We start from the raw sequence: 12,253 nt of genomic DNA, 5'->3' as shown, positions 1-12,253 counted from the left end.
TCTTGAAAATCGAGTCAGGCTACGCCGCGGAGGACGTCGTCTACATGCCGTCTTACGTCATTCGATGCCCGCAGCGCCTGCCGGTCACCTTCCGCCCTTCCATCGCTTAGAGAGTCAAGTGCCACCATGTGCGAACAACCCTTGCCGACGCTGCCGATGTGGCGCGTCGATCACATCGAGCCCTCGCCCGAGATGTTGGCACTATGCGCCAAGGGTCCGATCCACCGCGTGCGCTTCCCGTCCGGGCACGAAGGCTGGTGGGTGACAGGCTACGACGAAGCCAAGGCGGTGCTGTCCGACGCGGCCTTCCGGCCCGCGGGAATGCCGCCGGCGGCATTCACCCCGGATTCGGTGATTCTCGGTTCGCCGGGGTGGTTGGTCTCGCACGAGGGGGGCGAGCATGCGCGGTTACGCACGATCGTGGCGCCGGCCCTCAGCAACGGCAGGGTGAAGCTGCTCGCGCAGCAGGTCGAGGCGATCGCCGCGCAGTTGTTCGAGACGCTGGCGGCCCAACCCCAGCCCGCCGACCTGCGGCGCCACCTCTCCTTTCCGCTTCCGGCCATGGTCATCAGCGCGCTGATGGGCGTGCTCTACGAGGATCACGCCTTTTTCGCCGGACTCTCCGACGAGGTGATGACGCACCAGCATGAAAGCGGCCCGCGAAGCGCGTCGCGCTTTGCCTGGGAAGAACTGCGCGCCTACATTCGCGGCAAGATGCGGGACAAGCGCCAGGATCCGGGCGACAACGTGCTGACGGATCTGCTCGCGGCGGTCGACCAGGGCAAGGCGACCGAGGAAGAGGCGATCGGCCTGGCGGCGGGCATGCTGGTGGCGGGGCACGAGAGCACCGTCGCGCAGATCAAATTTGGCCTGCTGGCCATGTTCCGCCATCCGCAACAGCGCGAACGCCTGGTCGGCGATCCATCCCTGGTGGACAAGGCGGTGGAGGAAATCCTGCGCATGTACCCGCCGGGCGCGGGCTGGGACGGCATCATGCGCTATCCGAGGACCGACGTGACCATCGCGGGCATGAATGTTCCCGCGGAGAGCAAGGTGCTGGTCGGCCTGCCGGCGACGTCGTTCGATCCGCGCCATTTCGACGACCCGGAAATCTTCGACATCGGACGCGACGAAAACCCGCACCTCGCGTTCTCTTACGGGCCGCACTACTGCATCGGCTTGGCGCTGGCCAGGCTGGAACTCAAGGTGGTGTTCGGTTCGATCTTCCAGCGCTTTCCCGCGCTGCGCCTGGCCGTGGCGCCCGAAGAACTGAAGTTGCGCAAGGAGATCATCACTGGCGGGTTCGAGGAGTTCCCGGTGCTCTGGTGATGCGCGGACGCCGCCGGGAATCACGATGTTCTCCGCAATTTGCCGGCGCGCCTGGCGCGCGCCGATCAGATCAGCCAGCCAACAGGTAACCAAGATGGACGTGCAAGAAACCACGGCAGCATGCCGGGACGCCTTCGCCGAACTGGCGTTGCCAGCGTGCATCCACGATCCGTATCCGTTCATGCGGTGGTTGCGCGAGCACGATCCGGTGCATCGCGCGGCGTCGGGCCTCTTTCTGTTGAGCCGCCACGCCGACATCTACTGGGCGCTCAAGGCCACGGGCGATGCGTTTCGGGGACCGGCGCCAGGCGAACTGGCGCGCTATTTCCCGCGTGCGGCGACCAGCCTGTCGCTCAGTTTGCTGGCGTCCACTTTAGCGATGAAGGAACCTCCAACGCATACGCGTCTGCGCCGGCTGATCTCGCGCGATTTCACCATGGGCCAGATCGACAACCTGAGGCCGACCATCGCTCGCATCGTCGCAGCGCGCCTGGACGGCATGGCGCCCGCGCTGGAGCGCGGGGAGGCGGTGGACCTGCATCAAGAATTCGCGCTGGCCTTGCCCATGCTGGTTTTCGGCGAACTGTTCGGCATGCCCCAGGACGATATGTTCGGGCTCGTCGCCGGCATCAGCGCCATTCTGGAAGGCCTGAGCCCGCACGCCAGCGATCCCCAGCTCGCCGCGGCGGACGCGGCCAGCGCCAGGGTGCAGGCCTATTTCAGCGACCTCATACAGCGCAAGCGCACCGATTCCCGTCACGACATCGTGTCAATGCTGGTCGGCGCACACGACGACGATGCCGACATGCTGTCGGATGCGGAGTTGATCAGCATGCTGTGGGGCATGCTGCTGGGCGGCTTCGCCACCACTGCTGCGGCCATCGACCATGCGGTCCTGGCGATGCTGGCGTTTCCCGAACAGCGGCACTGGCTGCAGGGAGATGCCGTGGGGGTGAAGGCATTCGTCGAAGAAGTGCTGCGCTGCGACGCGCCCGCCATGTTCAGCTCCATTCCGCGTATCGCCCAGCGCGACATCGAACTGGGCGGCGTGGTGATCCCGAAGAACGCGGACGTGCGCGTGCTGATCGCGGCCGGCAATCGCGACCCGGACGCCTTCGCCGATCCCGACCGCTTCGATCCCGCGCGGTTCTACGGCACCAGTCCTGGCATGTCGACCGACGGGAAGATCATGCTGAGCTTCGGCCACGGCATCCACTTCTGCCTCGGTGCGCAACTGGCCCGGGTGCAGTTGGCCGAGAGCCTGCCGCGGATCCAGGCGCGCTTCCCCACGCTGGCATTGGCCGAGCAGCCGACCCGGGAGCCCTCCGCGTTCCTTAGGACGTTCCGCGCCCTGCCGGTGCGGCTGCACGGGCAGCGGGGCTGAGATGCGCGTCGTGGTCGACCAGGATCTGTGCGGAACCACCGGGCAGTGCGCGCTGACGCTGCCGGGCACCTTTCGCCAGCGCGAACCGGACGGCGTGGCCGAAGTGTGCGTGGCGACGGTCCCGCAGGCGCTGCACGCCGCCGTGCGGCTTGCGGCCAGCCAGTGCCCGGTCGCCGCCATTCGGGTCATCGAAAGCCACCCTGGCGATGACGAGCGCGCCAGCGCCGACCCTGCGCCTTCTCCGGCGGAGGCCGAGCGGCATGCCGCGAAAGACCAACATAATCAGGGAGCACACGATGGGACGGTTTGAGGGCAAGGTTGCCGTGGTGACCGGCGCTGGCGCGGGCATCGGCAAGGCATGCGCCCTCGCCATTGCGCGGGAGGGGGCCCGAGTGGTGGTGGCCGACATCGATGGCTCGGCGGCCATCGCCTGCACCGCGCAGATCGCGGCCGAAGCGGGCCACGCGCTGGCCTTGGCCATGGACATCGCCGACGCGCAGGCGGTGGCCGCGCTTTTCGAGACGGCGGAGCAGCACTTTGGTGGGGTCGACCTGCTGGTGAACAACGCGAGCGCCATGCATCTGACCCCGCGCGACCGCGCGATCCTCGACCTGGACCTAGCGGTTTGGGATGAGACGATGGCGACCAATCTGCGTGGCACGCTGCTCTGCTGCCGGCAGGCCATCCCACGGATGATCGCCCGTGGCGGTGGCGCGATCGTCAACATGTCGTCGTGCCAGGGGCTCAGCGGTGACACCGCGCAGACGTCCTACGCCGCCTCGAAGGCGGCGATGAACATGCTGTCGGCCTCGCTCGCCACCCAGTACGGGCACTCGCAGATCCGCTGCAACGCGGTTGCGCCGGGTCTTATCATGACCGAGCGTCTCCTCGCCAAGCTGGACGAGTGCATGCAACGGCATCTGCGCCGGCACCAGCTCCTGCCGCGCGTCGGCCGTCCCGAGGACGTGGCCGCGCTGGTGGCGTTCCTGCTCTCCGACGATGCTGCGTTCATCACCGGCCAGGTCGTGTGCATCGACGGCGGCATGCTGACGCATGTGCCGACATATGCCGATGGTGGCAACAGCCGCGCCGCGCGGCCAGCCGGCGACACCGCCGAAGCGGACGCTGCGCCAGGGAGGTGATGGACATGCTGCTCAACCCGCTCAACCGTCGGCACCGGCTGCGATACGACATCCCGGTCATGCCCGGCGCTTTCCCCCTGGTCGGGCATCTTCCCGCCATCGTCCGCGACCTGCCGCGCCTGCTGCGGCGCGCGGAACGGACGCTGGGCAGCCACTTCTGGCTGGACTTCGGTCCTGCCGGACACCTGATGACCTGCCTGGATCCGGATGTGATCGCATTGCTCCGGCACAAGCACGTGTCCTCGGCGCTGATCGAAGAGATCGCGCCCGAAATCCTTGGCGGAACGTTGGTCACTTTGAACGGTAGCGCGCACCGGCAGGCGCGCGATGGGATCAAGGCGGCGTTCCTGCCCAGGGGGCTGACCGAGGCCGGCATTGGCGAGCTGTTCGAGCCCGTCATCCGGGCGCGGGTGCAGGCGTGGCGCCATCGCGGTGAAGTAACTATCCTGCCCGAAACCGGCGACCTGATGCTCAAGCTCACCTTCAGTCTCATGGGCATCCCCGCCCAAGACCTGCCGGAGTGGCATCGCAAGTACCGGCAACTGCTGAAGTTGATCATCGCGCCCCCGGTCGACCTGCCCGGAACGCCCTTGCGGCGCGGCCGCGCCGCCCGCGACTGGATCGACGCGCAGTCGCGCCAGTTCATCCGCGACGCGCGCGCGCATGCCGCGCGCACCGGGTTGATCAACGACATGGTGAGCGCCTTCGATCGCAGCGACGATGCGCTATCCGATGACGTCCTGGTCGCCAATATCCGCTTGCTGCTGCTTGCCGGTCACGAGACCACCGCCTCGACGATGGCCTGGATGGTGATAGAGCTGGCGCGGCAGCCTGAGCTGTGGGACGCCCTGGTCGAGGAGGCGCAACGCGTGGGCGCGGTGCCGACCCGGCACGCGGACCTGGCGCAGTATCCGGTCGCCGAGGCGCTGTTCCGCGAGACGCTGCGCATGCATCCGGCGTCCTCGCTCGTACCGCGTCGCGCGACGCAGGAATTGCAACTCGGCCAGCGGCGCATTCCCGCGGGCACAAGTCTATGCATCCCGCTGCTGCATTTCTCGACCTCGGCGCTGCTGCACGAGGCGCCTGATCAGTTCCGCCTGGCGCGGTGGCTGCAACGCACCGGGCCGATCGGGCCGGTGGACATGCTGCAGTTCGGCAGCGGCCCACACGTCTGCATCGGCTACCACCTGGTATGGCTGGAACTGGTGCAGTTCAGCATCGCCTTGGCGCTGACCATGCACAAGGCCGGGGTGCGGCCGCGGTTGCTGAGCGACGCCGAAAAAGGCCGGCGCTATTACCCGACAGCACAACCCTCCATGAATATCCGCATCGGATTCTCATGAGCTGGCATCGTATGCCCCGTGTGGCGAGGCAGCGGCGCCGGCGACGCGCGGCATTGCTGCACTCGGCGCGCGCGCTCGGTGCGACGCCGGCAACACCGCGTCGCCGTGGCCGTGTCAGGTACAAGGACATAAACAACATGCAGACCGGTTCCACGCTACACGACGACCGAACTGGCGTTCCCGCGCTCGGCGGATTGGGCGCGCAGGCGCGCGCCGCATCCGGCAGGCTGCTGCCGGAGATCTGGATGCAGGACGGCGCAAAGCGGGTCGAACAGGCGCTGGCGCGTCTTCTCTGCGCCGAAGACGACGGTGAGACCGAGCTGATGGCGGCGATGCGCTACGCCACCTTGCATGGCGGGAAGCGCACCCGCGCCTTGCTCTGTCTGGCGGCCGGCGCACTGGCCGACACGCCGGCGCACATGCTCGACGACGTCGGCGCCGCCATCGAGATGATGCACGCCTGTACCCTGGTCCACGACGACCTGCCCGCGATGGACGACGACGTGCTTCGCCGCGGCCTTCCGACCGTGCACGTAAAGTTCGGCGAAGCCACTGCGATCCTGGTCGGCGATGCGCTGCAGGCGCACGCCTTCCTGACCCTGGCGAACCTGGATGCGCCGGGCGACAACCGAATCGCGCTCGTGCGCGAACTGGCGCAGGCGGTGTCCGCCGAGGGTGCCGCAGGCGGGCAGGCCATGGATCTGTCGCTGGTCGGAAAGCACGCCGAGCTGGACAGGATCGTGGCGATGCACCGGAAGAAGAGCGGAGCGCTAGTGCGCGCGTCCGTTCGCATGGGCGCGCTATACTCCATCGCGGACGATGCCGCGCACGCTGCGCTGTACTGTGCGCTCGATCGCTACACCGCCTGTTTCGGCCTGGCGTTGCAGGTGGTCGACGACATTCTCGACGCGACAGCGGATACTGCGACGCTGGGCAAGACCCCCGGCAAGGACGCGGCGGCGCAGAAGCCGACCTGCGCGTCGATTATGGGGCTGCAGGCAGCGCGCCAGTTCGCGCTGGATTTGTTGCGCGACGCCGGGGAGGCCATCGTCCCGCTGGGGCCGCGTGCGGAACGGTTGGCGCAGATGCTGCAGCGGGCCAACGTGTATCTGTCCGCGCCATACGCATGAGCGCGTCCGTCCGCATGGACTCGCCCCTGTGCTGCTGCGATCGGCCGGCGGGCGGTGCATGCTGCACTGTGTCCGAACCGGCGGCGACGTGCGCGGCGTCTGCCCGATCCTGGTTGTCGTTAGCCCTCTGCAGAAGGAACATCCCGCGTGAACGCGCTGTCCGAACAGATCCTTTCCGAATTGCGCCACCTGCTGAGCGAGATGAGCGACGGCGGCAGCGTCGGTCCGTCCGTCTACGACACGGCGCGAGCTCTGCAGTTCCACGGCAACGTCACCGGTCGGCAGGACGCATACGAGTGGCTCATCGCGCAGCAACAGGCCGATGGCGGATGGGGAAGCGCGGACTTCCCGCTGTTCCGCCATGCGTCCACGTGGGCGGCGTTGCTGGCATTGCAGCGTGCCGATCTTCTTCCCGGCGCTGCCCACGCAGTCCAGGCTGCAACCCGGTTCCTCGAGCGCCAGCCCGATCCCTACGCGCATGCGGTGCCGGAAGACGCGCCGATCGGCGCGGAGCTGATCCTGCCGCAGTTATGCGGCGAGGCCGCATCCTTGCTGGGCGACGTGGCGTTTCCGCGCCACCCGGCGCTGTTGCCGTTGCGGCAAGCGTGCCTGGTCAAGCTGGGGGCGGTTGCGACGTTGCCGAGGGGCCATCCGTTGCTGCACTCCTGGGAAGCCTGGGGGACGTCGCCGACCACCGCATGCCCGGATGACGACGGCAGCATCGGCATCAGTCCGGCGGCCACCGCCGCGTGGCGTGCGCACGCCGTGACACAGGGGAGCACGCCGCAGGTCGGGCGCGCCGACGCGTATCTGCAGGCGGCATCGCGGGCGACGCGCAGCGGCATCGAAGGTGTCGTTCCCAACGTCTGGCCGATCAATGTGTTCGAGCCATGCTGGTCGCTGTACACCCTGAATCTGGCCGGGCTGTTCGCGCATCCCGCGCTCGCCGAGGCGGTGCAAGTGATCGTCGCGCTGCTCGACACCCGCCTGGGCGTGCGGGGTCTGGGCCCGGCCTTGCACTTCGCGGCCGATGCGGACGACACCGCCGTTGCGTTGTGCGTCCTGCGCCTTGCAGGCCGCGACCCGGCGGTCGATGCGTTGCGCCATTTCGAAATCGGCGGGCTGTTCGTCACCTTCCCCGGCGAGCGCAATGCCTCGGTGTCAACCAACATCCACGCCCTGCATGCGTTGCGAATGTTCGGAAAGCCCGCCGCCGGCACGAGCGCCTACGTCGAGGCCAATCGCAACCCGCACGGTCTATGGGACAACGAAAAATGGCACGTTTCGTGGCTGTATCCCACCGCGCATGCGGTCCCTGCGCTGGCGCAAGGCAGGCCCCAGTGGCGCGACGAGCGCGCGATGGCGGCGCTGCTGCAGGCGCAGCGCGACGACGGCGGCTGGGGCGCCGGTCGCGCGTCCACATTCGAGGAAACCGCCTATGCGCTGTTCGCGTTGCACGTGATGGACGGGAGCGAAGAGCCGACCGGGCGCCGGCGCATCGCGCAGGCGGTGGCGCGTGCGCTGGAGTGGATGCTCGCCCGCCACGCGGCGCATGCACTGCCGCAGACGCCGCTGTGGATCGGCAAGGAACTGTATTGCCCCACCCGGGTGGTGCGCGTGGCCGAACTCGCCGGGTTGTGGCTGGCGCTTCGTTGGGGGCGGCGCGGCCTAGCCGAGGGAGCAGGAGCGGCGCCATGATCCAGACCGAACGCGCGCTGCAGCAGGTGCTGGAGTGGGGGCGTTCCCTGACCGGGTTCGCCGACGAGCATGCCGTGGAAGCGGTCAGGGGCGGCCAGTACATCCTGCAGCGCATCCACCCGAGCCTGCGCGACGCCAGCGCCCGCACCGCCCGCGATCCGCAGGACGAAACGCTGATCGTGGCGTTCTATCGCGAACTGTCGCTGCTGTTCTGGCTCGACGATTGCAACGACCTTGGCCTGATCGCGCCGGAGCAGCTCGCCGCGGTGGAGCAGGCGCTGGGGCAGGGCGTGCCGTGCGCGCTCCCCGGATTCGAGGGCTGCGCTGTGCTGCGCGCTTCGCTGGCCGCGCTCGCCTACGATCGTCGCGACTATGCTCAGCTTCTCGACGATACCCGGTGCTACTGCGCGGCGCTGCGCGCCGGACACGCGCAGGCGGCAGGGGCGGAACGCTGGTCCTACGCCGAGTACCTGCACAACGGCATCGATTCGATCGCCTACACGAACGTGTTCTGTTGCCTGTCGTTGCTGTGGGGGCTGGACATGGCGAGCTTGCGCGCGCGTCCGGCGTTTCGCCAGGTCCTGCGGCTCATCTCCGCGATAGGGCGCCTGCAGAACGATCTGCATGGACGCGAAAAGGACAGGTCGGCCGGCGAGGCCGACAACGCTGTGATCCTGCTACTGCAGCGCTATCCGGCTATGCCTGTGGTGGAGTTCCTCAACGACGAGCTGGCCGGCCATACGCGCATGCTGCACCGGGTGATGGCGGAAGAACGCTTTCCCGCGCCGTGGGGACCGTTGATCGAGGCCATGGCGGCCATCGGCGCGCAGTACTACCAGACCTCAACCAGCCGCTACCGCAGCGACGCTGCGGGGGGAGGCCAGCGTGCGCCGGCCTGAACGCGCGGGAGGCGGTGGCGTGCGCGCGCTGCCGTCGGTCCGATCCGACGCAACGCCGTCGCCCCATGCGACGGATGGAGCGAGCATGAGCGACACCAACCTGAGCCGGCGCAAGGACGACCACCTGGACATCGTGCTGGATCGGCGAACGGCGCCGGCCAAGGCCGCCGCCGGCTGGGAGTACATCCGTTTCGAACACTGCGCATTGCCCGAGTTGGACCTGAAGCAGATCGACCTGCGCGCCTCGCTGCTGGGCAAGACCATGCGCGCGCCGCTGCTGATCAGCTCCATGACCGGCGGCATGCCACGCGCCGAGGCCATCAACCGGCATCTGGGCGAGGCAGCGCAAGCCTTGGGGATCGCCATGTGCGTCGGTTCGCAGCGCGTGAGCCTGCAATCCCGCAGCTCCCAGGGGCTGACGCGCGCGCTGCGCCGCCTGGCCCCAGACATTCCCTTGCTGGCCAATATCGGCGCCGCGCAACTGCGCGAGGCCGACGGCCTGGACCTGGCGCGCCGGGCGGTGGATGCGCTGGAGGCGGATGGACTCATCGTCCATCTCAATCCGCTGCAGGAAGCGGTACAGCCGGAGGGCGACCGCGACTGGCGCGGCGTCCTGGCGCAGATCGCTCGCGCCGCGCGCAGCGTGGGCGTGCCGATCGTGGTCAAGGAAGTGGGATCGGGCCTGTCCGCCTCGGTGGCCTGTGCGCTCGTCGAGGCTGGCGTGGCGGTGATCGATGTCGCCGGCGCTGGCGGCACCAGTTGGGCCGCGGTGGAGGGCGAGCGCGCCCGCGATGCCGCCGACCGTGCAGTGGCGATGGCGTTCGCCGATTGGGGGATTCCGACCCCGGCCAGCGTGCAGGCGGTACGTCGGGCGCTGCCAACGGTGAAGCTGATCGCGTCGGGCGGGATCCGCGACGGCGTCGACGTGGCCAAGGCCATCCGCCTGGGCGCGGACATCGCCGGGCAGGCGGCCGGCGTGCTGCGCGCGGCTAGGGTATCCACCGAGGCGGTTGTCGCGCATTTCGAGATCGTCATCCGCCAGTTGGCCGTCGCCTGCTTCTGCACCGGCTCGGCTGATCTGGCGGCGTTGCGTCAGGCGCGCTTGGTGCCTTCGGCGCATCTGCCCGCCGGTTGATGCCGGGGTCGCGTCTCTTTCGCATTCATAGGGCCACCGTCGGGCGCATCGGCGCTGAGGTTAAACTAGCCATTCGCTGAAGTGGCGGTGGCCATGGCAGCTGTTCTCGGAGGAACGCCGTTCGCTGTGCGGCGCTAAAGCCCGGGAGATCCTCGAATGAAGGAATGATCTCTTTGCATATCATTATCTTCATGTATACGCGAACAGATCATTAAAGATTTGACTTGCTCGTTGGATGAGATACCTTTCCGTATCATCGGGCATTGGAATGGATCGTATAAGTATCATGGTGGAGTCTGAATCGGAAATTCTGCGCGAAATCGGTGGGCTTTTCAGGCAGGCGAGGCTGGCCGCTGCCATGACGCAGGAGCAGGTCGCTGACTTGGCGGGTATATCCCGTCCCCGCTATCGCGACATTGAAAAGGGAGCCGCGGCCGCGCGTGCGACGACGCTCATGAATATCGCTCGCGCGCTCGGTCTGGAAATGATGCTGGTTCCGCAAGTCATGGTGCCGGCTGTCCAGGCTCTATTGCGTCCGCAGGATGACGATCGCCCCGCCTTTGTTCCTCAACCTGACGATGACGATCATGGCTCCAGTCTTTCGCGCACCTAAGACGATCCAGTCCCTGGACGTGCTCTTGAACGCACTGAAGATCGGCACAATCGTTAGGACGCCGGGCGATTTCAATGCATTCAACTTCGATGAGGCCTACCGCGCGACGGGCGGCTTTCCGGTTGTCAGCCTGTCGTTCCGGGCAGCGACGGGAGGATTGCGGAAAGATCCGAAGCCTCTGGCGGGCGCCTTGCCCGCTTTTTTCGCGAACCTTCTGCCGGAAGAGAAGTTGCGCGAGGCGATGGAAAAGCACCATGAAGGCAATGTGCGGCCAGGCAATGATTTCGATCTCTTAGCGGCGCTGGGCGCCGATCTGCCGGGAGCCGTACGGGCGTTGCCCAGTGACGGCGCGATAGCGGGTTCGCAGGATGCTTCAAAGGATAAGCCCAAGGCACGGTTCTCACTTGCCGGCGTGCAGATGAAGCTGTCGGTCATGAAGAACACTGGAAAAGGCGGGGGCCTTACCTTGCCGACGGACGACGAGCAGGGCCGGTACATCGCCAAGTTCCCTTCGACGGCGTTTCCGGGCGTTTCGGAGAACGAATTCGCCAACCTGGCGCTGGCTGCAGCAATCGGCATGGAGGTTCCTGAATGCGAACTGGTCGAGAAGTCCGATTTTGAGGGCGTTCCCGAAGAATTCAACACGCTGTCGGAGGGCAAGGTCCTTCTCGTCAAACGCTTCGATCGCGGCGCCGATGGCGAGAGGATACACATCGAGGATTTCGCTCAGGTCTTCGGTGTCTATCCCTCGCGCAAATATGAGGGGGCCGCTTATCACGACATAGCCTTGGCCCTTGGCGTGGCAGTCTCGCCTACGGCGGCTCTCGAATTCGTCCGCCGCCTGGTGCTGACGGTCATCACCGGCAATGGGGACATGCACCTGAAGAACTGGTCTTTGATTTATCCCGGTAACGGCGACAAGCCGGTGCTTGCACCAATCTACGACGTTTTGTCGACCGTGCCATATATTCCCGCCGACGCCATGGCGCTTTCGCTTGGAGGGGAGCGCTCGTTCAAGGCGCTAGCAGCACCGCGATGGAAGGCATTTGCGAACCGCGCAAGGCTTCCGGAGCCGGCAGTCCTGAAGGCAGTGGTCGAGACCGTCGAACTCGTCAATGAGCACTGGTGGCATCTGCCTGAGCGCGACGTTGTCGCGGCGAAAGTGCTTGAGCGGATTGACGAACATGTCAAGGCGATGACGCCGATACTGAACTCCTGCGCCGATAAGTGAGCCGCGTCGCCTTGGGTTGGTGAAATGGCGGAATTGTCGCCCGTGGCTCCGGATGGATGCCGTGGATCGATGGTATGCCAGCGGCGCGCAGATTCAGCGCAGGTTCGATGAGGACACGCGAGACCAAGCACGTCAGCTCGCCGGAACAGAAGAGTTCGCAGCATCCCCGCAATTAACGCTAGGGTCGAGATGCTGTTCGCCCACCTCACCACAACGATGCGGTTCGAACGAATGCGGTGACTGAGGATCGCGATCCGACGCTTTGTGTCGCCATTGTCGGGTCCGCTACACGGCTTGTTCCGCCGATCCTTTCTTTGGCCTCAAGCTAAATCCCTGAAAAGCAACCATG

General features: G+C 66.7%; 11 protein-coding genes. All 11 read left to right on the top strand.

Features of this window, described 5'->3' with window-relative positions; genetic code table 11:
- Positions 1-126: 126 nt before the first annotated feature.
- Entirely contained in the window at positions 127-1,329 is a 1,203-nt protein-coding gene (locus tag NKH91_RS24550) for a cytochrome P450 (protein ID WP_352811423.1), read from the top strand.
- A gap of 94 nt (positions 1,330-1,423) precedes the next feature.
- Positions 1,424-2,713 (top strand): cytochrome P450, encoded by a 1,290-nt coding sequence (locus NKH91_RS24545; RefSeq protein ID WP_352884528.1) that lies wholly within the window; start codon positions 1,424-1,426, stop codon positions 2,711-2,713.
- Between the two features lies 1 nt (position 2,714).
- Positions 2,715-3,023: a ferredoxin gene (locus NKH91_RS24540; RefSeq protein WP_352811425.1), complete on the top strand. Its 309-nt coding sequence runs from the start codon at positions 2,715-2,717 to the stop codon at positions 3,021-3,023.
- The gene (locus NKH91_RS24535; RefSeq protein ID WP_352811426.1) at positions 3,010-3,855 is read left to right on the top strand and encodes an SDR family oxidoreductase; all 846 of its coding nucleotides are present in this window, start codon (positions 3,010-3,012) and stop codon (positions 3,853-3,855) included. Before NKH91_RS24540 ends, NKH91_RS24535 begins: the two co-directional genes overlap by 14 nt.
- Positions 3,855-5,198 (top strand): cytochrome P450, encoded by a 1,344-nt coding sequence (locus NKH91_RS24530; RefSeq protein ID WP_352811428.1) that lies wholly within the window; start codon positions 3,855-3,857, stop codon positions 5,196-5,198. Before NKH91_RS24535 ends, NKH91_RS24530 begins: the two co-directional genes overlap by 1 nt.
- A gap of 137 nt (positions 5,199-5,335) precedes the next feature.
- Complete coding sequence (locus NKH91_RS24525; RefSeq protein WP_352811430.1) at positions 5,336-6,328, top strand: polyprenyl synthetase family protein; 993 nt, start codon at positions 5,336-5,338, stop codon at positions 6,326-6,328.
- 147 nt (positions 6,329-6,475) lie between these two features.
- The gene (locus NKH91_RS24520; RefSeq protein WP_352884503.1) at positions 6,476-8,026 is read left to right on the top strand and encodes a hypothetical protein; all 1,551 of its coding nucleotides are present in this window, start codon (positions 6,476-6,478) and stop codon (positions 8,024-8,026) included.
- On the top strand, positions 8,023-8,925 hold the full coding sequence (locus NKH91_RS24515; protein ID WP_352811434.1) for a terpene synthase family protein: 903 nt from the start codon (positions 8,023-8,025) through the stop codon (positions 8,923-8,925). The genes NKH91_RS24520 and NKH91_RS24515 overlap by 4 nt, the downstream gene beginning before the upstream one ends.
- Before the next feature lie 85 nt (positions 8,926-9,010).
- A complete protein-coding gene (gene fni / locus NKH91_RS24510) occupies positions 9,011-10,060 on the top strand; it encodes a type 2 isopentenyl-diphosphate Delta-isomerase (protein ID WP_352811436.1) in 1,050 nt (349 codons plus the stop codon).
- A gap of 286 nt (positions 10,061-10,346) precedes the next feature.
- On the top strand, positions 10,347-10,673 hold the full coding sequence (locus tag NKH91_RS24505; protein WP_502897203.1) for a helix-turn-helix domain-containing protein: 327 nt from the start codon (positions 10,347-10,349) through the stop codon (positions 10,671-10,673).
- Positions 10,648-11,904 (top strand): type II toxin-antitoxin system HipA family toxin, encoded by a 1,257-nt coding sequence (locus NKH91_RS24500; protein ID WP_352811438.1) that lies wholly within the window; start codon positions 10,648-10,650, stop codon positions 11,902-11,904. The genes NKH91_RS24505 and NKH91_RS24500 overlap by 26 nt, the downstream gene beginning before the upstream one ends.
- The last annotated feature ends 349 nt before the right edge of the window (positions 11,905-12,253 follow it).

The sequence above is a fragment of the Mesorhizobium sp. M0894 genome (genome assembly GCF_040319725.1).
GTDB lineage: Bacteria > Pseudomonadota > Alphaproteobacteria > Rhizobiales > Rhizobiaceae > Mesorhizobium.
This window is presented reverse-complemented; position numbering and strand designations above follow the sequence as displayed.

What these genes read in the sequence shown, in the direction of transcription:
- NKH91_RS24530 (WP_352811428.1), top strand. Translation starts at nt 3,855, where the DNA reads ATGGACATGCTGCTCAACCCGCTCAACCGTCGGCACCGGCTGCGATAC.
- NKH91_RS24535 (WP_352811426.1), top strand. Translation starts at nt 3,010, where the DNA reads ATGGGACGGTTTGAGGGCAAGGTTGCCGTGGTGACCGGCGCTGGCGCG.
- NKH91_RS24545 (WP_352884528.1), top strand. Translation starts at nt 1,424, where the DNA reads ATGGACGTGCAAGAAACCACGGCAGCATGCCGGGACGCCTTCGCCGAA.
- NKH91_RS24540 (WP_352811425.1), top strand. Translation starts at nt 2,715, where the DNA reads ATGCGCGTCGTGGTCGACCAGGATCTGTGCGGAACCACCGGGCAGTGC.
- NKH91_RS24505 (WP_502897203.1), top strand. Translation starts at nt 10,347, where the DNA reads ATGGTGGAGTCTGAATCGGAAATTCTGCGCGAAATCGGTGGGCTTTTC.
- NKH91_RS24550 (WP_352811423.1), top strand. Translation starts at nt 127, where the DNA reads ATGTGCGAACAACCCTTGCCGACGCTGCCGATGTGGCGCGTCGATCAC.
- NKH91_RS24525 (WP_352811430.1), top strand. Translation starts at nt 5,336, where the DNA reads ATGCAGACCGGTTCCACGCTACACGACGACCGAACTGGCGTTCCCGCG.
- fni (WP_352811436.1), top strand. Translation starts at nt 9,011, where the DNA reads ATGAGCGACACCAACCTGAGCCGGCGCAAGGACGACCACCTGGACATC.
- NKH91_RS24515 (WP_352811434.1), top strand. Translation starts at nt 8,023, where the DNA reads ATGATCCAGACCGAACGCGCGCTGCAGCAGGTGCTGGAGTGGGGGCGT.
- NKH91_RS24500 (WP_352811438.1), top strand. Translation starts at nt 10,648, where the DNA reads ATGGCTCCAGTCTTTCGCGCACCTAAGACGATCCAGTCCCTGGACGTG.